This is a genomic window from Epibacterium sp. ABV4_022 (genome assembly GCF_056159345.1).
Genome location: NZ_JBSWVA010000001.1, coordinates 1,690,118 through 1,715,967, shown reverse-complemented (window position 1 = coordinate 1,715,967; position 25,850 = coordinate 1,690,118). Strand labels below are relative to the sequence as shown.

23 protein-coding genes are annotated in these 25,850 nt (G+C 56.1%); 8 read left to right on the top strand and 15 right to left on the bottom strand.

Translation table 11 applies throughout. The annotated features are described in order from the left end of the window. Nucleotides 1-1,206: 1,206 nt before the first annotated feature. The 4 genes from ACXAF5_RS08155 to ACXAF5_RS08140 form a co-directional block, all read right to left on the bottom strand. Nucleotides 1,207-2,955 (bottom strand): type I secretion protein, encoded by a 1,749-nt coding sequence (locus ACXAF5_RS08155; protein ID WP_474946218.1) that lies wholly within the window; start codon nucleotides 2,953-2,955, stop codon nucleotides 1,207-1,209. Between the two features lie 610 nt (nucleotides 2,956-3,565). Continuing rightward, nucleotides 3,566-3,907, bottom strand: coding sequence for a hypothetical protein (locus ACXAF5_RS08150; RefSeq protein ID WP_474946217.1), 342 nt, complete (start codon nucleotides 3,905-3,907; stop codon nucleotides 3,566-3,568). A gap of 45 nt (nucleotides 3,908-3,952) precedes the next feature. Then, nucleotides 3,953-4,225: a peptidoglycan-binding domain-containing protein gene (locus ACXAF5_RS08145; protein ID WP_474946216.1), complete on the bottom strand. Its 273-nt coding sequence runs from the start codon at nucleotides 4,223-4,225 to the stop codon at nucleotides 3,953-3,955. Between the two features lie 74 nt (nucleotides 4,226-4,299). Continuing rightward, nucleotides 4,300-5,013 (bottom strand): DNA helicase, encoded by a 714-nt coding sequence (locus ACXAF5_RS08140; RefSeq protein WP_474946215.1) that lies wholly within the window; start codon nucleotides 5,011-5,013, stop codon nucleotides 4,300-4,302. A gap of 315 nt (nucleotides 5,014-5,328) precedes the next feature. On the opposite strand from ACXAF5_RS08140, the gene ACXAF5_RS08135 reads away from it, so the two are divergent. After that, nucleotides 5,329-5,925: a tyrosine-type recombinase/integrase gene (locus ACXAF5_RS08135; RefSeq protein ID WP_474946214.1), complete on the top strand. Its 597-nt coding sequence runs from the start codon at nucleotides 5,329-5,331 to the stop codon at nucleotides 5,923-5,925. Nucleotides 5,926-6,073: 148 nt separating this feature from the next. On the opposite strand, the gene ACXAF5_RS08130 is transcribed toward ACXAF5_RS08135, so the two are convergent. Then, nucleotides 6,074-6,925 (bottom strand): hypothetical protein, encoded by an 852-nt coding sequence (locus tag ACXAF5_RS08130; protein WP_474946213.1) that lies wholly within the window; start codon nucleotides 6,923-6,925, stop codon nucleotides 6,074-6,076. 597 nt (nucleotides 6,926-7,522) lie between these two features. On the opposite strand from ACXAF5_RS08130, the gene ACXAF5_RS08125 reads away from it, so the two are divergent. The 6 genes from ACXAF5_RS08125 to ACXAF5_RS08100 all read left to right on the top strand — a co-directional run bounded on the left by ACXAF5_RS08125 (nucleotide 7,523) and on the right by ACXAF5_RS08100 (nucleotide 18,529). Then, nucleotides 7,523-7,855, top strand: coding sequence for a hypothetical protein (locus ACXAF5_RS08125; protein ID WP_474946212.1), 333 nt, complete (start codon nucleotides 7,523-7,525; stop codon nucleotides 7,853-7,855). Beyond that, nucleotides 7,842-8,498, top strand: a complete 657-nt coding sequence (locus ACXAF5_RS08120; RefSeq protein ID WP_474946211.1) for an SEC-C metal-binding domain-containing protein — start codon at nucleotides 7,842-7,844, stop codon at nucleotides 8,496-8,498. Before ACXAF5_RS08125 ends, ACXAF5_RS08120 begins: the two co-directional genes overlap by 14 nt. A gap of 15 nt (nucleotides 8,499-8,513) precedes the next feature. Further along, nucleotides 8,514-9,461, top strand: coding sequence for a hypothetical protein (locus ACXAF5_RS08115; RefSeq protein WP_474946210.1), 948 nt, complete (start codon nucleotides 8,514-8,516; stop codon nucleotides 9,459-9,461). A gap of 242 nt (nucleotides 9,462-9,703) precedes the next feature. Next, complete coding sequence (locus ACXAF5_RS08110) at nucleotides 9,704-12,130, top strand: SEC-C metal-binding domain-containing protein (protein WP_474946209.1); 2,427 nt, start codon at nucleotides 9,704-9,706, stop codon at nucleotides 12,128-12,130. Between the two features lie 514 nt (nucleotides 12,131-12,644). After that, a complete protein-coding gene (locus tag ACXAF5_RS08105) occupies nucleotides 12,645-15,173 on the top strand; it encodes a DUF4011 domain-containing protein (protein WP_474946208.1) in 2,529 nt (842 codons plus the stop codon). Next, a complete protein-coding gene (locus tag ACXAF5_RS08100; protein WP_474946207.1) occupies nucleotides 15,110-18,529 on the top strand; it encodes a DUF3320 domain-containing protein in 3,420 nt (1,139 codons plus the stop codon). The genes ACXAF5_RS08105 and ACXAF5_RS08100 overlap by 64 nt, the downstream gene beginning before the upstream one ends. A gap of 461 nt (nucleotides 18,530-18,990) precedes the next feature. Here ACXAF5_RS08100 and ACXAF5_RS08095 read toward each other — a convergent pair whose 3' ends face one another. The 10 genes from ACXAF5_RS08095 to ACXAF5_RS08050 form a co-directional block, all read right to left on the bottom strand. After that, the gene (locus tag ACXAF5_RS08095) at nucleotides 18,991-19,140 is read right to left on the bottom strand and encodes a hypothetical protein (protein ID WP_474946206.1); all 150 of its coding nucleotides are present in this window, start codon (nucleotides 19,138-19,140) and stop codon (nucleotides 18,991-18,993) included. Next, nucleotides 19,124-19,438 (bottom strand): hypothetical protein, encoded by a 315-nt coding sequence (locus tag ACXAF5_RS08090; RefSeq protein ID WP_474946205.1) that lies wholly within the window; start codon nucleotides 19,436-19,438, stop codon nucleotides 19,124-19,126. Before ACXAF5_RS08090 ends, ACXAF5_RS08095 begins: the two co-directional genes overlap by 17 nt. A gap of 167 nt (nucleotides 19,439-19,605) precedes the next feature. Continuing rightward, nucleotides 19,606-19,968, bottom strand: a complete 363-nt coding sequence (locus ACXAF5_RS08085) for an HNH endonuclease signature motif containing protein (RefSeq protein WP_474946204.1) — start codon at nucleotides 19,966-19,968, stop codon at nucleotides 19,606-19,608. 135 nt (nucleotides 19,969-20,103) lie between these two features. Further along, nucleotides 20,104-20,622, bottom strand: coding sequence for a DUF4019 domain-containing protein (locus ACXAF5_RS08080; protein ID WP_474946203.1), 519 nt, complete (start codon nucleotides 20,620-20,622; stop codon nucleotides 20,104-20,106). Between the two features lie 348 nt (nucleotides 20,623-20,970). After that, the gene (locus tag ACXAF5_RS08075; protein ID WP_474946202.1) at nucleotides 20,971-22,347 is read right to left on the bottom strand and encodes a hypothetical protein; all 1,377 of its coding nucleotides are present in this window, start codon (nucleotides 22,345-22,347) and stop codon (nucleotides 20,971-20,973) included. Between the two features lie 136 nt (nucleotides 22,348-22,483). After that, a complete protein-coding gene (locus tag ACXAF5_RS08070; RefSeq protein ID WP_474946201.1) occupies nucleotides 22,484-23,218 on the bottom strand; it encodes a hypothetical protein in 735 nt (244 codons plus the stop codon). Continuing rightward, entirely contained in the window at nucleotides 23,215-23,799 is a 585-nt protein-coding gene (locus ACXAF5_RS08065; protein ID WP_474946200.1) for a hypothetical protein, read from the bottom strand. Before ACXAF5_RS08065 ends, ACXAF5_RS08070 begins: the two co-directional genes overlap by 4 nt. 171 nt (nucleotides 23,800-23,970) lie before the next feature. Then, nucleotides 23,971-24,618: a hypothetical protein gene (locus ACXAF5_RS08060; protein ID WP_474946199.1), complete on the bottom strand. Its 648-nt coding sequence runs from the start codon at nucleotides 24,616-24,618 to the stop codon at nucleotides 23,971-23,973. Continuing rightward, nucleotides 24,618-24,881 carry a hypothetical protein gene (locus ACXAF5_RS08055; protein ID WP_412073252.1) on the bottom strand — a complete coding sequence of 88 codons (264 nt, stop codon included), beginning with the start codon at nucleotides 24,879-24,881 and terminating at the stop codon, nucleotides 24,618-24,620. The genes ACXAF5_RS08060 and ACXAF5_RS08055 overlap by 1 nt, the downstream gene beginning before the upstream one ends. Further along, the gene (locus tag ACXAF5_RS08050; protein WP_474946198.1) at nucleotides 24,881-25,204 is read right to left on the bottom strand and encodes a hypothetical protein; all 324 of its coding nucleotides are present in this window, start codon (nucleotides 25,202-25,204) and stop codon (nucleotides 24,881-24,883) included. Before ACXAF5_RS08050 ends, ACXAF5_RS08055 begins: the two co-directional genes overlap by 1 nt. Before the next feature lie 271 nt (nucleotides 25,205-25,475). Here ACXAF5_RS08050 and ACXAF5_RS08045 point away from each other — a divergent pair, with 271 nt between their 5' ends. Further along, nucleotides 25,476-25,826 (top strand): helix-turn-helix domain-containing protein, encoded by a 351-nt coding sequence (locus tag ACXAF5_RS08045; RefSeq protein WP_474946197.1) that lies wholly within the window; start codon nucleotides 25,476-25,478, stop codon nucleotides 25,824-25,826. Nucleotides 25,827-25,850 lie beyond the last annotated feature (24 nt).

Genomic DNA, 25,850 nt, shown 5'->3' with positions numbered 1-25,850 from the left:
TCACGATACCCGAGCGTCGTGCTCGCTCGGTTGACAACATCCAGACTGTGAGAGCGGTAGTTGCCGCAAGCAGTCAGCAGCGCCAAGCTCAGGACCGGCACGAATTTTAGTTTCCGCGATATGTTCATTGGTTACCCCTAACCGGAAGGAATGGAACTTGTGCCGTTAGCTTGATGAAGACTGCAGGCACCCTTATCGGTAGACATTCCTGGTTTCTGAGGAGCTAAGTTTCCAAAATAGATACAATGCAATTTATTTAAATTATTGAAATCTACCCAATCAGCAAAAAAGGTGACCGATAAATTACCGCGAACGTAAAAATATAAAAAATTCAAAAACTAGCGCAAATGGCAGAATGCGCACATATATGGTGCAACAATCAGAAACGCAGCCTAAATGTAGGCCCGCCCTATCAGTGGCATCGGTTCTTTTTATGCTGAACTACGTGATGGCATCCACATCACACGCGATGCGTGTCTATGCGCAGCATTGGTTATCACTTTGTTTACCACTTTCTAAAATCCTAGGTCGTGCGCTTACACACCTGGGGACATTGTTATGTGTGCAAAAATCACTTCCAAAACCGCAAAAAAGTTCTTTGAGAAAGTTCATTGGTGGGGGCCGAGAACGCCTAGCCTCTTGAAGAGTAGACACCCTCCTCACAGAACAAGAGATCGGCGAACGCTATTCACAAGAAAGCCCGAAACACCAATCGCGCCAGAATTCGACACTGCTGTAAAATCGGCTATCCTGAACTATGAACAAGTACTAGCTTACACTTTTCTGTATGCCTCAGAGCAGCTTACAGACTTTGATAAGCGATATAACCTCTCGAATGCCAAGACCAGAGCGGACCGGCAGTCAGTACTTCATGCTCTCCTTGAAGCTTCCCTTCACATGGGTTCCACGCAAGATCAGCAAGCCTAGCTTCATAAAGGTTCCGTTGAAATGTTTAAGTTCTACTCTCCGTGTGGAGTGATTGGCCTTTCTCGCTACGAGGATGGTCGGGATCTTCCTGAGCGCTTTGAAGCTGGCAGTCGTGAAACCATACCTCTCGGCGCCTGGTCCGGTGAAGAGTGGTTAGCTACAATGCTCACACAGCTAGTCGAAGAAGAGAATCTAGACCTAGATAGACTGATGTCGCACCTAGCCACCATGGGTGTACACGATATGGGTTAGCGCCAGACACGCAGCTAGTAAGATTGCCTAAAGTACTAGTGCCAACAACGGAAGCAGCCCCAGAGCAATCGCCGCAAAACCCAAGCCACCATCGTCATCATCAAACTCTTCATCTGGTTCAGGTGATGGTTCATCCGCAGGAGGTCCATCACCTGGAGATAGCATAAGGGATTCGATGAGTGCTTCGGCGTCATAGACTCCCTCAATCTCTCCGACTTCATCTTCCGCTATCTCTACTGCTTCCCAGTACACCTCCATCTCTTCGACCCAAGTAGGCTGGGAGATAACCACCCGCATGACTTCCAAGCTATCGAGATCGGCGTGCAGAATACCATTATTGAATATTTCGCTCTCGATTTCTTCGGAGGACGCTTCTTCAACGGTAGCGTTTGCATTCCTACTACCAGGAGCATCCCCCTGCTCAACACCAAGGTAGGTTACCGATATGTTCTCACCACCACTTAAAATCCCCGAAAGATCGAAGTCGTTTGACGTAACCTCTTCAGACTTCGATGTTAGAAACAGTACCAGCTCGTCCGGGTTTCCGAATGCATGCACATCGATTGTGGAGGAAGAGTACTCGGTTTCTGAGTTTTCCGACCCCACCAAATCTATGGATCGGTTTCCGGGCAAGCTCTCTTCCATCAAACGAAACATCTCACCGCCGACGGTGAGCTCGTCGTGCTCAAAACCGGAGCTTAGAGCGTTTCGGGTGTTTTGAAGTAGCGGCCAAGCGTGAGCAGTGTCGACGCCATGTTCAGGAAACTGCTCCAGAATTTCCAACATTTCATGCGCTTGTCGCAAGCCGTAGTCGGTGTCGGGATCAAGAGAAGACGTGGATTTCAAATTCCACTCAGTTACATATGAGTCGAGGTCTTCGTTCCTCGCGAGCCAAGTATTTTCGACAAGTCCAGTCGAGAAGTCACGCATCTCAGGATTGAGTTCACCCCTTGTATAGATATGAGATGCAACTCCGTCGATCTGCTCGATTTCCTGATCGTCGAACTCATTCATGATGAGCGCATTGTTAACTTTTGACCAATTGATCTCTCCACTTGAAAAAGTGAAACCTTCGCTAAAGTCTTGACTGTACTCTTCGGACAACGCGCTCAAAATCTCTTCTGAAGTATCTAAGTCGTCGTAGGAGCTGTCCAACCTAGCAAAATCGAAGTTTGTGCCTGCCTGTACGACAATATCGATGTCTCCGGTGTCGAAGCCCATATTCTGAGAATCTGATAACGCTTGATCAATGACCGAGGACATTTCACTCGACAGCCGACCGTACTCGACCGACGACATTTGCCCCGCACCCCAGTACTCGTTACCGATCTCAAACGCTGCGATTTCACCGTTTCCGTGTACTCCACGCACGACGTCGTTAACAAAGCTATAGAGTTCTTCATGATCAAATTCTGGTTGGCGATCCCCGTTTTCGTCCACCGTTTCAGATAGGTAAGTTCTTGTCGGGATGACGACAGTCGTCGATATTCCAAGTTCCCCTGCAGTGTTTAGCCAATCACTGAGCGGGACCAGGTTCACCGGTGCACCGGTCTCCGGATTGATAACAGAGGAGCTGTTGGGGTTTGAGATATCGAAGTACTCTTCGGTAACGGACCCACCAGGGAAACGTACCGTTTCAACTCCCAAATCCTGAACCAACTGCGGATAAGACTGATCACCCTCTAGGGTGTCCCTATGGAACAGAAAGTTTCCACCGAAATGATCTTGTGTGAAATTTGATCGAAACTCTGGGTTTGCGTGAATGGCAGTCGGCATCACAGTTCTCCAAGTGTGGGCATTGCCGAACTTGCGCCGAAATTGCCAACAAAATGGAAACGATAAAAGTTTAGTAAAACACAAACACCTCAAACTGATTAACCAGTCTCTCCAACGCTTTTTTTGTGTTCGTTTGACGAGATTCGCATTCCTGAACTATAGTTGGGTCAGCAACCGTCTTCCCAGCAACCGATATATTGGATTTCCAAGATCAGAGAATCACTTCGAATAAACTCAATGGAGAGTGCGCCGCATGATGGCACGGAGATACTCATCTATGTGCGCAACACCTTTCGGAGGGCCAAGTTTATTCGTTTGGGCTCCTCCAGCACGGATACCGTTGGGATGCAGAATATGTCTCAATGCGATGAGGGCTGCTGGGTTCTAGTCGACGACACAGGCAAAGAAATTGCGGGCTGCAGTGTATCCAAGCAGGAGCCTAGCGGATGGCTGCCATGGATAGACTGACCCCCTTCATGTATTTTGATTACGAGGCAAGAAAGGCTGGCACTCTGCTGGCCCCTGTCACCCGTTGCCGCGCGACGCCTGACGGCAATACAGGAGATTCCTTTTTGCCGGACTGGCGACGATTGTCGCCAGTCCGTTTTCGTCATGGAATGAGGCCGCCCACCACGCTGGCGAGTTTGCTTCGGGCGAGGTTCTGCAACACGTGATCGTTTGGCCCCAGGCGCAGGATCGCGTCGGGAACAGAGGCCTTTGCGTGATCCACGGCCTCGCGGACCAGGACCTCTGCAGCTTCATCTGGGCCGCGCTCCAGACCGGCGCGGATACCGCTCATCAGAGCGCTTTGCAGCGCGTCGCGGTGGCCGGCCTCGATGTCGAGAACCCAGCGCCGTTTGGCGGTATGGGCCGCGCTGCCGATCAGTGCCGCCAACAGCACGCTCAGCCCGCTTAGGGCCACCGGCAGCAATTCCTGCAAGATGTCATTCATCAGTCAATCCTTTCGATTTGAGGGGGGAAGAAAGCCGACCGCCGCTTAGCCGTGGAGGATGGCGAGGACGCGCCGCTGCCAGTTCAGACGCGGCGCGGGTTTTGGGGATGTGGATACCGGCGGCAGGGCAAGCAGCGCCTGATGCAGCGCGGTGCGGGTCTTGGGGCCGACCACCCCGTCCACGGTCAGGCCGGCGGAGCGCTGGAAGGCGCGCGCATCCGTGGGCGCATAACCGAGAAGGACAAGCTGTGCCCGGTCGGTCCAGGCCTGCCGCTCTGCGAGATGGAGGGAGCAGACCTTCGCTGCAGACGCAGCCACCAACTACTATCGAACGGAAGGGAGCGGACTTTGCGGACCTTCGACGAACGTCCGCAAAGGAATTCAGCTTTGGGCTATGCCGCCGCCTCTATCTGGATTTGACCGTCATGTAGGAAACACTTTTTGTCGAAAAGCGATAGATCGACAGGGTTTGGCAAACGGATGTCGGCAAGGGTTGGCATGTTGCTCGACGATAGCTCAAAAGCGCGGTCGATCTGGGAGATCAGAACCACAACCGCTCCGCATTCGATAGCAAATTCCTTGAGCGCCCGGATTTGTTCTTCGAGCGGAGGATTACTGCGCTTCTGATCCAATAGCTGCAGGTAATCGACAACGACAAGTGCGTGACCCGGCGACTTACTGATGCGTTCAATGATATGCGCTGCGCAGATATCGTCCGAAGTATCAACGACGACTGATCGGTCATGTTCTTTTGGATCGAAACCAAGCTTCTCAAACCGCATCCAGACATCCGCTTCATTGTAGTCCAATGAAAACACATAGCCTGTGCGATTATTCCTCTCTGCCAATGCAGTCAGTTCCAATCCAAGAAGTGTTTTCCCATGACCAGGGCGCGCACCAATCAACACCATCTCTCCTGATTTGAGCTGGCTCATGACTTCGTGAGCTGGCGTGGTTTTGGAGTAGCTGGACGCCAAGTGGCTCCAGTCCTTGAAGCCCTCGTTGACGGCAATATGGTTAAGTGCCGCGTGGAGCTTGATGCCATTTTCGCGCGCGAGCCGTTTGGCGTGGCGCTTAAGGGTGTAGATTGGCGATGATAGTCTCATCGTGAACCTCCTTTTGCGAGCGGTCTCCGCAATCCCTCCTTATGCGCGTGCTCGAACAGGATAGGTCCGAAATCGTGTCGCTCCGCATGTCAAATGCTGCCCCAGTGGAGGGGGGAGGCCCGAGCAAGGCCACACTTGAACGCTACCCAGATCGCTGGAGAAACTCAATTCGATTTCGGTCATTCGCTGCACACTGACGAATGAGCAGGTTGGGCTCACACCGGACCTCGGATGCAATGCAGCACCATTTGATATGATGTCTTGTCAACGTCGGGTTGCCGATGTGGGAGGGCGTGGTGGATCGGAGGATCCATCATGGAAACACCAAACTTACCCGCCATCCGCGCACTACGTCCAGCCTGGAACAAGGGCCGGATCGTCGGTCAGAAACGGCCGCTCAAGCCCAAACACGTCTGGGCGATCAGGGTGCGGCTGGAGCTGGCCGAGAACCATCGTGATCTGGCCCTCTTCAATCTCGCCATCGACAGCAAGCTGCGTGGCTGCGATCTGGTGAAGATGAAGGTGGTCGATGTCATGGCGTCAGGCCAAATCAAGGAACGCGCGTCGGTTTTGCAGAGCAAGACACAGAAACCTGTGCGTTTCGAATTTTCTGAAGGCACCCGTGCATCGCTGGCAAGATGGATGCGGGAGCCGCTCATGGTCGGCTCCGAATACCTCTGGCCCGGGCGTTTTCACGAACGGCTTCACATCTCGACCCGCCAGTACGCGCGTATTGTCTGTGAGTGGGTGACGTCCGTTGGTCTTGAGGCCAGCGCCTACGGAACGCACTCGATGAGGCGAACGAAGGTGACCCAAATCTATAAGAAGACCGGCAATCTTCGGGCAGTCCAGCTGCTGTTGGGCCATACCAAGATGGACAGCACAGTCAGGTACCTTGGCGTTGAGCTTTAGGATGCGCTGGCTATCGCCGAAGCCATCGAAATCTAAAGGCGTGGGCCGTCGTCACGGACGGCCCTAAGCTGCCATTCGCCGGGATGGGCCTCGCTGCGTTGCAGCTTCCCCGAACCGGCCGTTAGTGACGGTTCAGATATGTAAGCGATCAAGGCTCCTCATACTGAGTGAGCCGGCACCGGGCTTCTTGGGTCGACATCTGCCCGCGCGCGCGGTTCGCGAACTGCGTCACGAGCTGGACGTTCCCATCGTAGTAGCCGCGGGAGTTGTCGATCCGGTCTAGTGACATCCGATCATCCTGAATGCCGCCCTCTTCGGTCGAGCGCATCTCGAAAGGCTGTCCGGTCAGGGCACAGCGACCTTTCTGCATTTTCAACAGCTGGCTCGTCAGAAGACAGAGCTCGGAGTAGTTTCCAGAACCCACGTACTCCTTACCGACCTTCATGGTCACCTTGCCGACCCCATTCACACGCTGGATCGCGTTCGAGACTGCCCGACGGATCTCGGCCTCCTGGGCCGGCTCCGGCATCACTGATCGCGCGTAGTGATATTCCGCCGGAATAGGCTCCAGCGGCCCGAGCACTGCTTCATAGCCCTCGAACCAAACGCACCGGTTCTGCTCCCGAGGGACTTCTGATATCTGGATCTCGCTGAGCTTGCTCCGGCGTGCCTGGAAGGCATCCTCACTCGGCTGCCCGGTCGCGGCGTTCACGACCAGCATGGTGAGGTCCGGGAAGCCCAAGGGAGAGATGGCGAAGCTATAGACGTCATCCAACCATCTGCCGTTTTGCCTGTTGCCGTAGCCACGAAGTGTTATCGCATCGGTGTAGGTCACACGGCATTTGCTGATCGCACATCTCGCCAGTATGTAGAGATCCTCTAAGACACGCACGGCCAGCGCTTCAGATTTTTTTATTCCATAGTCCGGATAGACCTCCGGAATCTGGTCAGAGATCATCGCTAGAAGATCCCCGCGCGGTATTGGGCTTTCATCGTACATACTTCGGTACTCCGGTGTTCTGGGCGATCTTAGCAAGTGGAGGTAGCGGGGCAACAGGACCGACGTCCACTCTGTTCGCCGCCGACGCGGAATTCAGGCTTGCTTCTCCGCCGTTTGCGATCAAGGCGTGTCCCAGCCCATAGCAGTCACTCGCCACAGAAAGCGGGCGCTGCAGCGCAGCCCGTCAGATGAGACATTCGCTGCACTCGCGAAGTCAGGCGACATGAGAACTCACACTGCGGGGCGGAGCTGCCGTTCGCCGAAGGTGTAGCCTGCGCACCATCCCTGGTCAGCTTGGCGCGGAAAACGCCCTTTGCAAACCCATCCCTGGCAAGTGGTGAGGTCTCGGTTATTGCCGTACTGCCGCGACCAAAAGCTGCCGCTCGTCATGGGTGGAGCATAAAACTGGCATCGCGTGTACCCGTTCTGACTTGCTGGATCAGCGCCGGATCCTGATGCAAAAGTGGGCGGACTTTGTGACAGGCGTAGAGGTAAAAGTTGAGGCGCTGAGAGGATTTCTCTAGCGGCTCAATTCCATAGTGATACGATGCCGGTCCACGCGAAATTTGAGTTAGATTTTGCCAAGAGGATTCGACATTGTTCACTTCTGCACAAGCGCTGCATCAAATCCTAGCTGCCGCCACAAGACATACAGATAGCACTAGATTTCTCGATGCCGTGACGCAGGTATTGGAACTTGACGGTGAAGACTCTGATGCTTTCGCAGCTGCTCATATCGTGAAGTTGGCAAGGGATGTGCAGAAAGACATCAGGCGTCTTCCCTTTGAGGCAACTCACATGGAGCAAGCCCAGAAAATGTTTGCGCCGTTCTTGGGGTTGGTGAATTACGCCCATGTCCACATGGATATCAGAAACGCCAAGGGCAATTTCCTTAACCGAGGACAAACGCTAAGCCATGCTTGCAGTTGATCCACAGATTTTTAGCAAATCTTTTCTACGCCGCCCTGAGCTTATCACGCCTCAGATTAGGGACTTCTGCCATTCACTGAGTCCAGAGCATGATCCGGTTCAGCTGGCTGTTACTCCATCCGCTGGGACAAAGCCTCTCGAGTGCTTCTACAATGTCCGATCTCAAGTCGAAGCGAGTGGCGGCCGGATCGCATACGGCTGGGCCATTTGGGTTTGGCCTCGGGTTTTTGTCGAAGCAGAGCACCACGCGGTTTGGGAAATCCACGGCAAGATGATCGACGTTACGCCCCGTAGGGATGGCGAGGAGAAAATTCTGTTTCTCCCCGATCCAATGCGGACATACGACTTCGATGGCAACAGTAGAATTGATAATCAAAGACACCCTCTTTCTCCATCGCCGGCCGTCGCTTCACTCCTATATTGGTACTCTGAAAGGCAACGCTTTCTCGAGGCGAGTTCCGTTGGAAGAACAGCTAATATCGACCTGCGAACCTTCGAGAGCATCCAATCCGATGTCATGCATGCAAGCGCTCTGGTCTTAAAAGAGTTGGCGCAAATCACAGGTCGAAATGACACTTGCATCTGCAACAGTGGCCGTAAATTCAAGAAATGCTGCTCGCCCTTGATCAACCTCACAGCCTGACTGGAATCCGCTAAGATGCCAATCGTGAACACACCCTCGACGGACAAGCTGAATGACTTTGCACTGATCCTCTATTTCCAGGCCTGGACACGTGTGGCTGAAGTTTTCGAAGAATTTGAGAGCTCATTTGCAGGCGGGAAAGATCATTGGCCCATCGAATGGCAAGAGTATCTTGACGTCTCTCAGAAAGACTTCGAAACCATTACCAATCTTGCCTCCCAATCAGCAGAGCTAGCACTGAAGGGCAAGCTCTGCGCAACGAGCCCATTCCTCTTGCTTCTCGGTCAGGAAGCCCGCTACTCGACATCTAGTGAGCAAGTCGACTTTACGGACCTTCGGACTGTTCATGCGGTGGATCTGCCCGGAGCAATCAACACTTTTTGCGACACTCCGGTTTCTGAACGGCTAATTGAGCAATTCAGCCACCTGCGGCGCCTCCGAAACAAAGCGATCCACTTGGGCGATGCTTATAGCTATTTTTCGGTCGATGAACTGGTTGAAAGCCTCGTGACCCTTTTCAGCGAACTGTGGCCAGAGAGAAGCTGGCTCGGAGAGTGGGTTCGAAGCGTTTCAAGCGGGCGTCGTTCCTTCTTCCATGACGGACGCATCGCAAGCGCACATAGCGACGTTTTCGAGTACTTTCCAATTATCGTGAACCTTCTTAGCAAAGGTCAGTTCAAGAGGCTCTTCGGGGAGGCTAAATCGAAGCGGAGGTATTTCTGCTATGACTGTATGGAAGAAGCACGAACAAAGTGGTCGGACTGGTCATATAACGGAAATGTAAAAACCGCCCACCTTACGGACACTGTCACCCTGGAATGTTGGATGTGTGAAAAGGACTTTCCTGTTCGACGTGATGAATGTCCCCTAGACGAGTGCCCAGGCAATGTATTGTCAGATGGTGAGGAAGACTATGATGCAGCTTGGTGCCACACTTGCGGTAGCTTCAGTGACGGAAGCTGAAGCAAGTGATTAGCCCCAGGCGCTTTCCCCACGGGTCGGCTCAGACCCGACCTCCAACACATACTACCGATGCCGCGGCGCGGCCCGTCGAATTGGAATTTCGCTGCAAGCGCAAAAATTGCAGTAATCCGGAAGTTACGACCAATCACCAGATGTTGACTGCCTGAAGGAAAGTCCGCCAACATAGACAACTACCTCGCCCTGAGCAGACTGGGCTCTCGGCAGAAGAAACGAGTTTCACCATGAGCAAGAAGGGCATCACAAGAGATAATCACTATGTGCCGATCTGGCATCAAAAGGGCTTTCTTTCGAGCGGCAGAGCAAAGCTCCACTATTTGAACATGTCGCCTGACGAAATCCCTCTCCCGGACGGGCGCATTAAGCATCACCGCGACCTGTTCGAAAGCTACCCCTCTCAATGCTTCTACCAGACCGATCTCTACAGCACCTTTTTCGGCGAACATGTGGATGACGAGATCGAACAAAAGCTCTTCGGCGAGATTGATACTAGAGGATCAAATGCTATTCGGGCGTTTCTAGGAAACGATATTTCTGCATGGCACGAAAATTTCGAGAGTTTCTTTATCTACCTAGATGCTCAAAAGTTTCGGACGCCAAAAGGTCTAGAGTGGATCAGTGCCAGGTATCCGTCCTTAGACCAGAATGCCCTGATGAAGGAGATGCAAGGCATCCGCACGATCAACTGCACGCTTTGGAGCGAGGGGGTGCGCGAAATCGTCTCCGCGCGCGAGGCAGGGGTAAAATTCATTCTGACCGATCACCCGGTCACGATCTATAACCATGCCTGCCCGCCGGATCACCCGCTCTGCGCTTATCCGAATGATCCGTCGATTGCGCTGAAAGCCAGCCAAACACTTTTCCCATTGGATCAAGATCAGTGCTTGATCCTGACCAATTTAGAATACGCACAAGAACCGGATTTGGCCGATCCGCTGGAAAAGCGCACACATGCGCGTCAGGTACGACACTCCTTGGTCCGAACGGACAAATTCATTAAGACGCGCACGCTCTGTGACGCGGAGGTCATAGCGATCAACCATATCCTGAAGTCCCGCGCGAATAGGTTTATCGCGGCAGGCAATCGAGATTGGCTTTGGCCTGAAAAGGCGGTGGAAGGGACGTGGCAGGACATCCGCCAGGTGCTACTACCACCCAATAACGAGCTTTGGAGCTTCGGAGGCGAAACATTCATTGGCTACGAGGATGGAAGCGTTGACTACCAGGATGCGTATGGCCGCAAGACCAAATCCGCAGATTTTCTGAAAAAGGATGTCAAGGAATCTGATCTGGGAGTAAACGACCCTTGCGGGTGCGGATCGGGCAAGAAGTACAAAAAATGCTGCAAGTACAAGCCGAGATCAAAGCGGACGAGTTGGAAGGTTCTGAGTATTCGTGAGCGCAACCTCGGATTTTTCCGCGCTGTCAACGCGATCCTGGGATTGGACGCAGGCAAGGACTGGAACGACGTCCGCCGCGAGCTCGACGAAGACAAAGTAAAGAGAATTCATGAACTCTACGGCTACACATGGCCGTTGGACACCGACCTTTTCGAGCTATTACCAAAGCCGGACGGTAACACACGTGCGCTATACGCTGGCATTCTCGATCCGCGCACCACGCCGTTCATAGTATCGAATGCCTGCCTGTATTTTGGTGATGTTATGGTGCAGAATCCATTCATCAGTCCCAATCAGGTCAATCCGAGATTCTCGCCTGTCGAAAACCCGCATGCCTACCTCATTCAGACGCTCAAGAATTTACTTTTCTTTTTCCAGATCTTTCCATTGATCGAGAGCGGGCAAGTCAATCTGTTCCCCGACCCCTCGTCGGTTGATCCCATTCTGCAACGCGAAGTCATGGAGCTTGCACAACAGCGCTCGGCAGGTATGCGCACCTTTGAGCGCGACGCCGAGATGATGATGAGTCTTCATGAACAGGATTTTCAGCAGACGCTATGCATGCTACCGAAAGCCTCGCAGGAGAGCATGGCGCGGCGGGCAGACCCGAACGCCCCTGAAGAATACGTGCAGTATTATCTGAAACATCTGGAACAAATGCGCGAAGAGAACCCGCTGGTGCTGCTACGGGATGGCATCTTCGATGGCGGCGATCGCGGGGGGCAACTCACGCCTCTTCAGATGGCACCAAATTTCGAGCTGATGCTGATGATCTCGCAGGCAACAGGAGCCTTTATTGTGACCGATAGCCATCACCGCTGGGGAGAGCTTCAGGGTTCAAGTCACCGTGATGCAGGCATCGTACGCTCACGCGCACCCAAGGTGATGGATCATATCTCCGAAACTGCGGTACCCGTTTGCGAGGATTTGTTGGGTGCCGATGCGATGCTGGCGGATGGCAAACTGCAAGAGCATCGTAAATGGATTGAAATGCTGAATGACGGCCTGTTAGCGGCAGATGCACCGCTTCCAGAGGGCAAGCTGATCCATGAGTTTGATCGCGTCGCCGACGATGTGGAGCGCCAGTTTGGTGACAATGCAAGTGCTGGCTTGGCGGGGCGCTTTCAATACTTGGCTCCCGCGGGAGGCATCTATCACAACAATGTTCGCAGGCTCATGGTGCGTAGTGGCATTGATGATCGTCCAGACCGCATTTCGTTGGCGGTGCGAATGGATATCGTCGGGACTTAGGATAGAACTCGATGAGAATACTGTTCGATCGGGGCGATTTTACGAAAGTTCCTATTTGCAAGAACACAGTGAAAGTGCTTGAAGCTCAGGTTTCACAACCCTGTCGCGAAACGACCACCTTAATGTCCGTTTTCGATGGTTTGATCGCTTGTTTTATCTTCTGCAGCGAAAGTCCGCATCCCGCCCTACCTGCTAAGAGATGGGGCGCCGAACCAGGTCGAGCACCATGTCTGCTTCGGGCTGGAAGGCGTCATCTGGCGACGGGGACGAGGCGCGGATTCGCTGCGCCCCGACTGCCGCAGCGCCGCAAGTCGGCTTTGAGCCCACAGCTGCCGTCGGTCAAGTGGAGGCCTTCGCATGCGCAGCATGTAGCGAAGTGGCGCTAAGCGGCCAATGCAAGGTCCTCACGGAAAGTGGCCGATGCCAATCCAACGTCATGATCCGCTCGTTCACTACGGATTGACACGCAGCGGTACGTGTGCAGCATCGATATAAATTCGCCAAGGGTTGCATTATGTCAGAAGTCATTGATCAGGGAGTTACAATCGCGGAAAGCCAGAACCTTAGGGTTGCGTTCTCAACGGCGGATAAGGTCAATTTCTCCTCTGCTCAGAACGGCGTTTCGATCCTGCGCAAGATTACCTTGATCAATGGAACAGAAGAGCCGCTGGAAAACCTCACTATTTCCATCGAGAGCAGCCCCTCCATCATCAAACCGAAAACCTGGACGCTGGATCGGCTCGCCGCCGGCGAAGAACGGAACCTGTCAGGCCTCGAAACTCCTTTGAACGACACGCTTCTTTCCGGGCTGAATGAGGCGGAATTTGGCCAAATGGCCTTGACGGTGTCCGCCAATGACACCGAGTTGTTTCGCGAAGAACGCCGGGTTGAAATGCTGGCCCGCGATGAGTGGGGCGGGATCGGTGACATGGCGCATCTGCTGGCCGCTTATGTCTCGCCCAACGATGCCGTGATTGCCGCGATCCTGAAGGAAGCGGGTCTCTTGCTGGAGCGTAGTGGGCAAAGTGGCGCAATCGACGGCTACCACTCTAAAGACCCGGGACGGGCGTGGATGCTGGCGGGAGCGATCTGGTCCGCGACCACTGCGCTCGGGCTGACCTATGCCTATCCGCCAGCGTCTTTCGAGACCCGCGGCCAGAAGGTACGCAGCCCTGCCCGCATCAAGTCCGAAGGGCTGGCCACCTGCCTGGACAGCGCCTTGCTGCTGGCAGCGTGTTTCGAGGCTGCGGGGCTGAACCCGGCGGTTCTGTTTTCCGAGGGTCACGCCTGGACGGGGGTATGGCTTACGGAGCGCGATTTCGGTCAAGTGACGGAACCCGACGTGATGACTGTGCGCAAGGCCATCGACGCCCGCGAGTTTGTCACCATGGAAACCACGCTTCTGACTAAAAGGCCAACCATCGGCTTTGAAGAGGCGGTCAGCGTGGGTCGAGATTTGACGGCGGAGCGCAACGAACACACGTTCCAGCTGGCTGTCGACATTCGCCGGGCCCGCGTGGCGCGTATTCGGCCTCTCGCCTCTCACTGCACTGAAACAACTCAGGATTCTGAGCAGATCGAGGCCGCGCCGCCAGCCCTGCCAAAACCGTTGGCCTTCGATTTCCTGCCGGGCGATCTGGTGGATGAAGAGCCCAAAACGCCGCAGGATCGTATCTCCCGTTGGCAGCGCAAGCTGCTCGACCTCTCTCTGCGCAACCGCCTGCTGAACTTCCGCGGTACCAAGCAGACAATCCCGTTCATCTGCCCCGACGTGTCGAGCCTTGAAGATCAACTGGCCGACGGCAAGAAATTCAAAGCCCTCGCACTCAAGGACGAAGACCCAGTTGGACAACGTGACCTGCTCAACAAGGAAGAGCCGCAGCTGCTCGAAGAGGTCGCGCTTGATGCCTTCGCCAAGGGACAAGTGGCAGTTCCGCTGACGGGAAAGGATACGAACAACCGCCTCCTCGCACTGTTTCGCAAGGCCAAGAGCGACATGCAGGAAGGCGGCACCAATACGTTGTTCCTGGCGGCAGGTTTTCTGCGCTGGAAGAAGACCGAAGCCGATACGCGCAGCTACCGCGCACCTTTGCTGCTGATCCCCGTCAAGATATCGCGCCGCTCAGCCCAATCCGATTTTATCATCGAGCATCACGAAGATGATGTTCGCTTGAACGCGACTTTGCTCGAATTCCTCAAGCGCGACTTTGACCTGCACATCCCGGAACTTGAGGGTGAGTTGCCGCGTGATGACAGCGGTTACGACCTGCCGCTGATCTTCGAAATCATGCGACGCAAAGTGCGCGACGTAGCCGGGTTCGAGGTGGTGGAAGAACTGGCCATGTCCACCTTCTCCTTTGCCAAGTTCCTGATGTGGAAAGACTTGGTCGACCGGACGGACAGCCTGCGAAACAATGCCTTGGTACAGCACCTCGTCGACAATCCCACCGAACCGTTCCTTGCCGAAGGCGCGGCTGCGCTTCCTTCTGCCGCGGATGTGGATCGACGAGTGGCGCCACGTGATCTCTTCACGCCGTTGCCTGCGGATTCGTCGCAGTTGTCGGCAGTGCTTGCCGCACAAGAGGGGCACGACTTTGTCCTGATCGGCCCTCCCGGTACAGGAAAGAGCCAGACTATCGCCAACATCATTTCGCAGTGCCTTGCAGTGGGCAAGACAGTGCTTTTCGTTGCCGAGAAGTCCGCTGCGCTGGACGTGGTTCATCGCCGTCTATCGGCGCACGGTCTGGGCGATGCAGTGCTGGAGCTACATTCCAACAAGGCGGACCGAAAGTCCGTGCTTGACCAACTTGGGCGCAGCTGGGACCGGCAGGGCGAGGTGTCCGAGGCCGAATGGATACGAGTTACCGATGACCTCTCGGTCACGCGCACTCAGCTGAACGAATACGTGGCTGCCTTACACCGCAAGGGAACGCAGGGCTTCAGCGTCTACGACGCCGTGGCTGCGCTGCTCGCGCCGAGGTGCCCTTTAGCCTGTCCTTCGACAACAAGGATGCCCACGATGCCGAGAGCTATGCGCATTTGAGCAACTTGGCCGAGGCGGTCGGGAGGTGCCATCAGATTGTCCAAGGCCGCCCCGGCCTGCCGCTTGTCGGAGCTGAGGAGTGGTCCTTTGGCTGGCAGGCGGAGCTGTTAAAGCGGGCCGAGAATTTGCGCACAGTCTCCCGTGACCTAGCTAAGGGCGGTGCCGCCCTGTCTGCGCTGTGCGGGTTGACCGATGAGGTGCTGACCCGGGACCGGCTCGAAAAACTGGTGGCGCTCGCCGGATGGCCGACCAACGGGTCCGATGTCAGCTGGGGCCTGGATGCGGACTTATCGAAAGCGGAGGAAGAGAGCGAACGACTTGGCCCACTGCTGAACGCGCATCGGGACGCTGCCGGGGCGCTGTCAGCAAGCTATCCTCTGGATCGGCTGGGTGCGATGCCGCTCGTCCAGATGGACGCCGACTGGCGGCGGGCCCAGACAAAGTCCTGGCCATTCTCGATCTTCGCCAAATCCGCCGTGCGGAAGCTTCTCCAGACCTACGCCACGGACGGCAAGGCCGATCCGGCAACGGACATTGCCGGTCTAGATGCCTTGCAGCGGATCAACGACGACATCGACACCATCGCATTGTCCGGTTGTCCCGCTTTCGACAAGGTTGCGACGGACCCTGCCCGATTGACGCAGTTCATTGCCGAAGCGCGGCAATTCCGAGCGGTCACCGAGCCGCTGGCACAACAGGTTTCGGATCACTCGCGATGGACGGAGGCCAAAGCCGCACTGGCCCGCCGCGAGGCTGGCGACCTGCGAGCAGCACTCGATCGTTTCCGCGTGCTTTATCAAAGCTGGGCAACGCAGGCGGATGCGTTCCGGGACACCGCCGAAACCGACCCGACACAGCATGCCCTCGATGACCTCGCCCAGCTCCTTGATCAGACGCTGGAAAACCGCGAGGCGTTGGAGGATTGGACGCGCTGGATGAATGCGCGCAATCAAGCCTGCGCGGCGGGTTTGACCTCCCTCGTCGAAGCGATCGAAGCTCGAACTCTGGCTGGCTCGGCGGAAGAAGCGCTCACCACGGCCTACGCTCAGTGGTGGCTGCCGCAAGCCATGGACGCAGAACCCGTGCTGCGGGGCTTTTCCCATTGGTCACACGAGGACGCGGTCACCAAGTTCCGCGCCCTCGATGATCGCGCTACCGAGATGGCGGCAGAGCAAGTTCTTCACCGCATCCGGCACGGACTGCCAGCCCGCGATGGCGTGGCCCGCAAATCCGAGTTGGGAACCCTGCGCCACCAGCTTGGCCTGCAACGTCCCAGCATGCCGATCCGAACGCTGATCTCAGAGATGCCGGCTACCTTCACCAAACTCGCGCCGTGCGTGTTGATGTCGCCTCTGTCTGTCGCGCAATACCTGCCAGCCGGGCAAGCCGCTTTTGACGTGGTGATATTCGACGAGGCCTCCCAGATTACGACCTGGGACGCGATCGGGGCCATTGCGCGGGGACGGCAGGCCATCATCGTCGGTGATCCCAAGCAGCTGCCCCCGACCAACTTCTTTGGCCGCACCGAGGACACCGACGAGGACCTGCCGGAAAGCGAAAAAGACCTTGCCTCGATCCTTGACGAGGTGGCCGCCGCTGGCATCCCGACCCAGCAACTCGACTGGCACTACCGCAGCCGGGATGAATCCCTCATCGCATTCTCCAATTGGCATTACTATGGCGGAAGACTGGTGACTTTCCCCTCTCCCACTACGGAATCTCAGGCGGTGCAGTTGCACCAGATCAATGGCACCTACGCCCGTGGTATGAGCCGCACCAACGAGGACGAAGCCCGCGCCATCACACTTATGGTCGTGCGACGCCTGACGGAATGGCTCGCCTTGCCCGAAGAAGAGCGCCTCACGCTCGGCGTCATCACTTTTAACGGTGAGCAACAAGGGCTGATCCTCGACCTGCTGGACGAAGAACGCCGCAAGAATCCCGATCTGGAATGGTTCTTCGAAGATGATCGCGAAGAACCCGTTATCGTTAAGAATCTGGAAAACATCCAAGGGGATGAACGCGATGTCATGCTTTTCTCGATCACCTTCGGCCCGGATCACGCGGGCAAGCTGTCCATGGCATTTGGTGCGCTCAACGGCGATGGCGGCGAAAAGCGGCTGAACGTGGCGATCACCCGCGCCCGGCAGGAGTTGCACATCTTCGCCTCGATCCGCGCGGATCAGATCGATTTGACCCGCACGAAGGCGCTTGGCGTCAAACACCTCAAGGGCTTCCTCGACTTCGCGGCGCGCGGGCCGGTCGCACTGCCCTCGCAAGACGACGGCTCACTCGGCCCAGTGGAGAATGCCTTTGAGGCGGCGATCAAGGCGGCCATCGAGGCGAAGGGGTGGGAGCTGCGACCACAAATCGGCGTCTCCGGCTTCCGCATCGACTTGGGCGTCGTGCATCCGGATCATGCAGGCGTCTACCTTGCAGGGATCGAATGCGACGGGGCGACTTATCACGGCTCTGCCACGGCACGAGACCGGGACAAGGTCCGGCAAGCCGTTCTGGAAAACCTCGGTTGGAAGATCTTGCGCATCTGGTCGACCGATTGGTTCAAGAACCCAAAAGCCGTCGTGGAGCGCATCCACGAGGCGCTGACTGAGCATTTGGAGGCAGATAGGGAAAGGCGTGTGGAAGAGGACTCCGCTCGAACCATATCGTCAGAAGAGGTTTTGCCAGCCAGTGATTTCCAACCCGACGATCAGGGTTTTGCAGCCGACAAGGCAACGTCGACTTCGAACATGGAGCCGCTGCCGGCCCCAGGCATGCGTGAGTCCGAATATCGGAAGGAGCCTCTCGTTGCTGGAGTGGCTGCACCGGAATATGATGAAACAGACGTAGCCGCCATCATGCAATATGACGACCTTATCCCGGACCCGGAGCAATTCTACGAGCCGACCTACATCCCGCGTCTTGAGCGTTTGATTGAGGACATCGTCAGAACTGAAGGGCCACTTCCGGTGACGCTCCTTTCGCGGCGTGTTGCCCAACAACACGGGTGGCAACGCACTGGCCGACGTATCGTTGACCAGGTAGGCGCAGCCTTGACGCGCATCGATATTCACGAAGAGAATGGCGTCGAGTTCGCCTGGAGCAAGGGCGGCCACTCAAACCGTGTGCCGTTCCAGACTGATCTGACACGCGGCATCCGCGACATCTCACGTGCCGAAGTTGCCTGGCTTTACGACGCCAATGCCGCGGCGCTCGATGAAAGTGACGATCCGGCTCGCGACCTTTCGCGCCTGGTAGGCATCAATCGCTTAACAGCCGATAGTCGAAGCTATCTTGAAACCTGTATCGAATGGCGAAGAGGAACAACTCTAATAGCAGATGCTGACGCTTCATAGGCAATTCCACATCCCGATCCTTGATTTGCCAGAGCAGAAGCAGTCAAGAGCTACGGTGAATTCGTCCCCGATACCAGATGGAAGATCTGCTTGCATTCACTCAGCGAGGTCTTCTGAAAGATCGTGGGGGCGCGTTCTTGGCGTCGGCGGAAGTGGGAGTGGGAGTGGATGGATGAAAGCCTTCTGCGGACCTTGGTCACAATGTCTGCGTTCGCCCGCACAGCACGTCCTGTGCGGTAGCATTGCGGCCGCTCCTAGCCGTTCCATGGTGGTCGGAGGCTGCACCTGCGGCGATGGTCTGCTCTTTCCATTGCTCGTGCAGCGTGGGACCGCCGCCAGATCGTGCAGATGCCGATCCGCCGCCCGCACATAGGGCCCGGCAACAACCTCGCCAGCCTGCACTGCTTGCGCCCAGGCTGTCACCGGATCCTCGCTGGCCGAGACCCGGTCCGGGGATGCGCTCACGTCAGATAGCTCTCGGGGCCTTCGGGGTCGGCAAAACTGAACCCCATCTGCCCTGCCCCCGACAGACCCCGCTCCGCCGCCGGCGTCATGCCAAAGTCATTGGCCAGCCCGCGGATCTGGCGGAAGGTCTCATTGAGCTGCGCCACCTCGGGCCGCGCCTTGATCTGCCCCCCCGTTGCGCGTCTCGCTTTGATAGGTCTCGCCGGTCTCCTCGAGCTCCAGCTCCAGACGTTCAAACCGCAGCACCGCTTTGCAGAGCTGTTTGAACATCATCACATTGCTGGGCTTGAGCCGATCCACCGTCGGGTGGCACAGCGGCAGCGCCAGCCGGTCAAAGGTCCAGCGCAGCTCGCCGGACAGCCCCTCGGGCCGGATTTCCTCCAGACGCATCCGCGCCCGCTCTTCCAGATTGTGAAGCGGTGCGCCCTCTTCTGCGAGGGCCACAACTTTTCCCTCTGCCGGTCTGCGCCCTCGCATATCCCGATCAACTCCTTGTTCATGTGGCTTTTTCTATTCAATTTCCACTTTGCACACACAAAGGCTCCCCCTCCGGTTGCCAGCGCATCTGGAATTCCTTCGGACCCTCCCCCCGGGGCATTCGCTCCGCTGCGTCAGCGGTTGGCGGGGTGCTGTGGATCCACCGGCCAGCCATCCGCGCCGCGCTCTTGCGAGTACCCGCGCGCCTCCAGCCGTTGCTTGTTCTGATCATGATCATCCGGGCACAGCGTCTGCAGATTGCCCGGATCCAGAAACAGCGCCGGATCACCTCGATGCGGGATCACATGATCCACCACCAGGCGGCAGCGCTTTGGGTTCCCCTGTCGAGATCCGGACGCCATCAGGGTGCCGTCATTGACGATCCCCCGCCGCAGGCACGCCCGGCACAGCGGCTCCCGCGCCAGATGCTGAGGCCGCAGCCGACGCCGCCACGCCGACAGGTTGTACAAATGGTGATACTCGCTCCGTGCCGTCATACCATACCCCCGGAACGCAAAAGCGCCCGCCGGTTTCCCGTGGGCGCAGTTATCGATGATGCATATCTAGTGGCACGCCGGTGACTTTGGCGTCAAGAAGGATGTGGGGAGGGAGCAAAGAGCCTGAGCTGTGAGCTACTGACAGGATAGCTCGCGGTAAGCCCTATTCTTGTCTTCGTTCGTCATTGGTCGTTCGGATTTGTTCTCCAAAAAATTCATTTCTTCTCGCTGAATTTTGTACCCTTCATCGATAGACCAAACCAAGAAACCGCAATAGATCGGGAGGCGCTCAAAACTCGCGCGAAAATCTATTGCCGCATAAAGACCTTCTGGGGCACCTTTTGGGTTTCTGTACCATGTGACTTTGGTGTTACTCAGATGGGTGAGGGCGCCAAACTTTTCACGCACAGCTTTCCAATGGTTTGAGAACTCCTCCGGAGATACATTCCCTTTTTGTCGCTCGGCAAGCAAACCGTAAGCAATTTCGTATTCACCCAACTCCCTCATTTGAAAGTAATACCGATGAACTTCTACAACTCTATCGTAAGTTTCCTTTGAAACTCCTGAGTGAGATTGACTTGGCACCCATAAAAAAATGAGCCCCAAAAAAATCAATCGCCCCATCATGTGAATAGACTGACAAACATTAATCATAGGACTTCTCGTCCAAATTTCGAAAGTGCGAGCAAAGAACTGAGGCAGCAACAGAGGCTACCTGAGAAATGTAAACCCAAGAAGGTGTGCTGTACCCAGACGGCTCTAAAATGAAATAGAAAACGTAAAAGAAGGCCACAGCGCCCAGTGTCGCTAAAACTAGAAAAATCCCCCGTGAAGTGTAGGCAAACAAAACCACGAGGAAAGCGAATGCCCCAAAAGCGTATGCAGGCAGATTGGTTCGTGGCCAATAAAATGCCGCAAACCAAAAAACCACTTGCCACGTACATATTGCGACAAGGACGATCACCCATACTATCCTATATTTCGAACTAGGTGTTGCCATGCTCACAACTCAAGCGCGTCGAGACCAAGCTGAGTAGAAACGCCCTCCCATACTTCATGTGTTCTGTTTGCCACAAACTCATCCACAAGTTCGAATCCAGTATTCTGCAGGAACGCGTCACCTTCGCCATATACATTGTGCGTTATTGCTCCATCATCATCGAGCTCAGCATAGTGAACCACTATCCCATCTGAGGCTTGATGGTGTTCAGAGCGGGTGTAGTTTATGAAATAATCGGTTTGGTTTGGACTACTGTTCGGCACACGGAAACTGTACACTAGGTTTTCAACGAGCCAATCAGGCGTGAATGGGTCTAACGCCCCAACGTCGTTAACGGTTCCGTTTATGGATGCACCTTGACTGTTATCCGGTGTAGGTCGGTTGTTGAGAGCCGCTTCAAAAGCTTCAAGCCCGTCGCCCCCAGTAAGAGCAGCGTCAACTTCAAAGCTCATGCTATATGCATGAGGTGTTTGCACGGGTGGCTCGCCCCAATTTGAGAAAACCAAAGTGTCTGTGGCATCGTAGGGATCCATTCCGATACGGGCCGGTAACGCGAAGTTTGGAAGACCATCGAGAACAGGGTCAATAACTAACAAACCATTCACCGTGGAAACTTCATCTCCAGATATTATTGTTGTGGTCTCATGAACCGTAATCCCGGAGGCTACTGCGACATTTGGATCATTATTTATGATATCGGCTTCTGCGTAGTTACCAGCAGCATCGGTGAACACAAATTCATCTACAGCGGTTCCATTTGCGATCATCTGAGCTTCAGCTATTGAGTATCCTTGCTCGACGAGTTCAAGAGCTTTCAAATGCTCTTCCGTAATTTGATTTGCATTCTCGATCTCTTCAAAAACACCTGGACGCAATTCAATTTGCTCATGGATTGCAAAATCCCAAACTGATACCGGCGCGCCTGGCTTGCCAGCTCCTTGAATCGTTTCGACATGTGCTCTGACCTCTGCAGCAGTTGCATCACTCATGCCTAAAGCATGTACGAAACTGTCTTGAATACTAAATGCTTCTCCAAGTTCTGCTCCATATTCAATGATGTACTCTTCCGCAATGAGCAGAGTCACTGGCCCACTGATGCTAGGAGAACCACTGCCTGAAATGATCGCAGTTTCTACAAAATTCACACCTACGATTTCAACGGACGTTTCTGGTTCGGGAGGGGTTGAATTGCTGCCACCGCTTGAAGAACCGTCACCATGATCATCATCCGGCCATCCATCTCCGCCATCACCCGGGCTTACAGTTATCGTACCAAGGTCATATGGATCATCTTCAGTCCCAGACCCACCGCCTGATCCACCAGACCATGAGCTGTAAGCAATCTTGTCTTTAAATGAATAAATGAAGCTTCCAAACATCGCGCCCTCACAAATTGCTATCTTGGCGGGCGAGGCGCTAGCTTCCAACGCAGACCTATCCACAATTGACGACACACGTCAAGGATGAATACCCCGCCTCAAGTTCATGCGATGTGCGATTGGCAGACCAAAGTCATCACCAAACCATCCGCCCAAACGCCTCGGCCAAAGCCTGCCGTAATGCACCGGACGTCTGCCCCCGGACACTCCACCCATGTGCCCGCAGGACCGCGCTGATCGGCTTGTCCTCTAGGCACACCATATCCACCAGCCGCCGATCCGTGATGTTCACCCGCGAACCCCGCTTGGACGGGCGGATCTTGCGCACGGCCATGGCAGTGCCCGTTCCGATACGTCTTTGGATGCGCTCGATCTCTTCGCGATCCCGCAGCACCGCATCAATGAAGCTGCCACTGCCACCCCCACCGCCGCTGCGGATGGCCTCGACAGAGGAGCAGCGCACGCCGGCGCAGGCGTGGCGTTCGACCAGATCCCGATAATACCGCCCTGCGGCCACCTGCGCGCGGGTGAAAGGCGCGGGCTTGCCGTTGCTGGCCGCCTTGGCTGCCATCACGTCGAACACATCCGCCCGCTGCATGGCTGACCGGCCACGGTAGCCAGAGGGGCGGGCTTTCCAGTCGCTTTCACCATCGGGAAACAGGCTCATCGGCTGGAACACGCGGATCGCTCCCCGGGCCGGTGCTTCGGGGATGGCATCGCCGCAGACCTCTGGCACCTGCCCCCGCGCCTTCACCGCCTGGATGCGATCCGCCTCTGCCTTTAGGCGCCGTTGGCGCGCCGCCATAAACTTTGCCATCGGGGTCAGATCCGCCACGCCATCGGGTGCAACAATCACAACATGCTCGCTCATGCTGCTGCACCCCGCTGCGCCTGATCTGCGATCTCCCGGCATTTCTGCAGCGCTTCAGACCGGCGCGCTCGGAAATTCTCATCCTCGGCCGACAGGTGATCCCCGCGCCCTGCCCGCATTTCGATGTCCGCCATCCGGCGCACCGCGCCATCCGCCTCATTGCGGATCTGGGTGACGGTGTAGCGTCCCGGCCATTCCCGCGCGCCCCTCAAATAGCGCAGCAGCTCAGGCGCCCAGCCTCCGGCCAGAGCTTCCTGCCCCAGTGCATGCCCGAATACCTTGAGCATCAGCGGCGATGGCCCGCTCTCCGGCGGCTGGATCTCGCGCGCCTTGTTCAGGATCTTGAGCCCAATCGGAAACCGATCCTTGTCCTTGCCGCCGGGATGCGCCTCAACCCAATCCCGCAGCACCGCGAGGCTCGCCGGTGTCATATACGCCAGCTTCTGGCGCAGCTCGCCCAGCATCACCGCAAACTGCGCCTTGGTCAGCGTCGAGGGCCGCGCCAGCCCCAGCGCCTCCAGCGGCGTGATCAACACCTCCTGCACCCGCGCCTCACCGGCGGCCTGTTCCTTTGCATCCATGTCTGCACCTCTTTTCTCAGCAAATCCGAGTTATCCACAGCCGCCGACGCCAATGTGTCCGGCGACTGTCCTTCTGTTTTGTTATGTCTCTGTCTCTATCCCTGTCGTGCAGGACAGTCCGAGACTGTCCGAGACTGTCTTGAACTGTCCGCCGGACAGTGTTGGACAGTGTCAGGACAATGTTCTGTGAGTTCCGGAACGCGCCTGCCCGAGGTCAAACATATGTGTCGACCAGGACTGCATGGCGCGTTCGACCCAGGTGGTGTTGCGGTATTCGCAGCCCTCCTGGACAAGCCATTCATCCATCCAACGGATGGCGGCGTCATTCTTGGCAAGCTCCGCATGATAGCCCGCCACGGTCGAGCGCAGCCGCTGCAAGCGCTTGGCGGCATTGGCCGCCTCATGCTTGGCGCGGTTGTCCTCCTTGCGTGACAGCGCCTCCGTCAGCGTGCGCAGCACCATCGGGTGCATCAGCCGCACCTCGCCGCCCTCGCAGATGCAGGGCGTCCATTTGTGCAGCGGACCGTAGTCCAGCTTGCACAACGCCCGAAAGTGCACCGGATCCACCAGCAAGAGCTTTGCCAGAATTTCCAGATCCTGCGGCACGGTGCCGACCGGCGTCTGATCGTAAGAGATATTGATCAGATCAAAAAAGAGCGCCCGGCACTCCGGTGTGCCCTTGAGGCGCATGTCCGAATTGAGCCAGCGCCGCCGTTCCCAGGCCATGAAGTAATGGCTGTCGAGCCGATCCTCGGACCCCAGCGGATATTCCGGCAAATCATCGGTCGAGACCGGCTGCAAACCTGCTGCATTCAACATCACGCCGCCTCCCCGAACAGAGCGGACAGCTCACCATCCAGCGCCTCGATCATCCGCGGACCGCTCTCCGCCGCGGGTCTCTGCACCATCTTGCGATAGGCCCCGGCCCAGCCGCGATGGCGGCAGATCTGGGTGCAGGTGCGCATTGAGGCGCCGGTAAACTCCGCCATATCTTGCAGGGTGCATTCGCCGGCACTGTCCTGGATCAGCCACCAGATCTGATAGGCAATCCGCTCGATCCGGGGTGAGGAATTCTGTGCCATCATGCGGCCCTCGCCAATTGATCCTGGAAGAACGCCGCCGCGCCGGGATCGGTGAGGATCATCAGCAAAGCGGTATGGCTGGCGGGCGCTGTCACCGCGCCCCACCAGTTGAGCGCGGTCTGAAACGAGACATCGCAAAACAGCGCCACTTCGCGCGGGCTGTGAAACCGCGCGTGGAAATAGGCCGACCAAAGGTCAGGCGCGCTGACCTTCAGCGCATGAGGGTCCAACTGATTTGACCAAGACGCTTGGTCAGCTGACGTGCCAGGCTGGCCGCATGGCAGATCATTGTTCACAATCAGGGTTAGACGCGGGCGGTTCATGCGGCTGCGTCCTTTGTATCTCTGAGTTGACCTTCGCCAAGGGCGAGGAAGGTGAAGAGGCTGCGCGGGGGCATCGCGACGCCTTTTTGTCCAGCCAAACGGCAAAGTGCATCATACCATGCGGCTGGCAGCTTGCCCGCTTGCATGTGGGTATGCACGGTGGTCGCACCCTTTCCGAGATGGGACGCAACAGAGCGGTATCCGCCAAGGGCGGTGATGAAGTCACGAGTATCCATACACGCACCAATAATACGATATTTTCGCACTTACAATGATGCATTCGTTTATTGGTGCGAAATTTCCGTACTTCAGCGAGTACATAGGCATGGATTACCTAGAGATAGAAAAACGATGCCTTCGCGGCGACACCTCACCGGAAGCCATTCATAAGCGCCTGGTAGCGGCTCGCAGAATGACTGGGCTGTCCCAAAAGGAACTCGCCGCGAAAGCCGGCATCAAGTACACAACCTTCCGCTCTCAGGAGCAATCAGGCTCACCCTCAGTGCGCCTGATGACCTATTTTCTTGGTGCCTTCCAAGTAGACTACAACTTCATTCTCGGTGGAGACCCTGCTCGGCTTCCCGGCGACGTTCTTCAAGAGATAGTGAAGCACTTCGACTGACGCGCCACCAAACCAACGGCGCGA

Coding starts and splice junctions, on each gene's coding strand:
- ACXAF5_RS08155 (WP_474946218.1), bottom strand. CDS start 2,955: ATGCCGACTGCCATTCACGCAAACCCAGAGTTTCGATCAAATTTCACA.
- ACXAF5_RS08150 (WP_474946217.1), bottom strand. CDS start 3,907: ATGAATGACATCTTGCAGGAATTGCTGCCGGTGGCCCTAAGCGGGCTG.
- ACXAF5_RS08140 (WP_474946215.1), bottom strand. CDS start 5,013: ATGAGACTATCATCGCCAATCTACACCCTTAAGCGCCACGCCAAACGG.
- ACXAF5_RS08135 (WP_474946214.1), top strand. CDS start 5,329: ATGGAAACACCAAACTTACCCGCCATCCGCGCACTACGTCCAGCCTGG.
- ACXAF5_RS08130 (WP_474946213.1), bottom strand. CDS start 6,925: ATGTACGATGAAAGCCCAATACCGCGCGGGGATCTTCTAGCGATGATC.
- ACXAF5_RS08120 (WP_474946211.1), top strand. CDS start 7,842: ATGCTTGCAGTTGATCCACAGATTTTTAGCAAATCTTTTCTACGCCGC.
- ACXAF5_RS08115 (WP_474946210.1), top strand. CDS start 8,514: ATGCCAATCGTGAACACACCCTCGACGGACAAGCTGAATGACTTTGCA.
- ACXAF5_RS08110 (WP_474946209.1), top strand. CDS start 9,704: ATGAGCAAGAAGGGCATCACAAGAGATAATCACTATGTGCCGATCTGG.
- ACXAF5_RS08105 (WP_474946208.1), top strand. CDS start 12,645: ATGTCAGAAGTCATTGATCAGGGAGTTACAATCGCGGAAAGCCAGAAC.
- ACXAF5_RS08085 (WP_474946204.1), bottom strand. CDS start 19,968: ATGACGGCACGGAGCGAGTATCACCATTTGTACAACCTGTCGGCGTGG.
- ACXAF5_RS08080 (WP_474946203.1), bottom strand. CDS start 20,622: ATGATTAATGTTTGTCAGTCTATTCACATGATGGGGCGATTGATTTTT.
- ACXAF5_RS08075 (WP_474946202.1), bottom strand. CDS start 22,347: ATGTTTGGAAGCTTCATTTATTCATTTAAAGACAAGATTGCTTACAGC.
- ACXAF5_RS08070 (WP_474946201.1), bottom strand. CDS start 23,218: ATGAGCGAGCATGTTGTGATTGTTGCACCCGATGGCGTGGCGGATCTG.
- ACXAF5_RS08065 (WP_474946200.1), bottom strand. CDS start 23,799: ATGGATGCAAAGGAACAGGCCGCCGGTGAGGCGCGGGTGCAGGAGGTG.
- ACXAF5_RS08060 (WP_474946199.1), bottom strand. CDS start 24,618: ATGTTGAATGCAGCAGGTTTGCAGCCGGTCTCGACCGATGATTTGCCG.
- ACXAF5_RS08055 (WP_412073252.1), bottom strand. CDS start 24,881: ATGGCACAGAATTCCTCACCCCGGATCGAGCGGATTGCCTATCAGATC.
- ACXAF5_RS08050 (WP_474946198.1), bottom strand. CDS start 25,204: ATGAACCGCCCGCGTCTAACCCTGATTGTGAACAATGATCTGCCATGC.
- ACXAF5_RS08045 (WP_474946197.1), top strand. CDS start 25,476: ATGATGCATTCGTTTATTGGTGCGAAATTTCCGTACTTCAGCGAGTAC.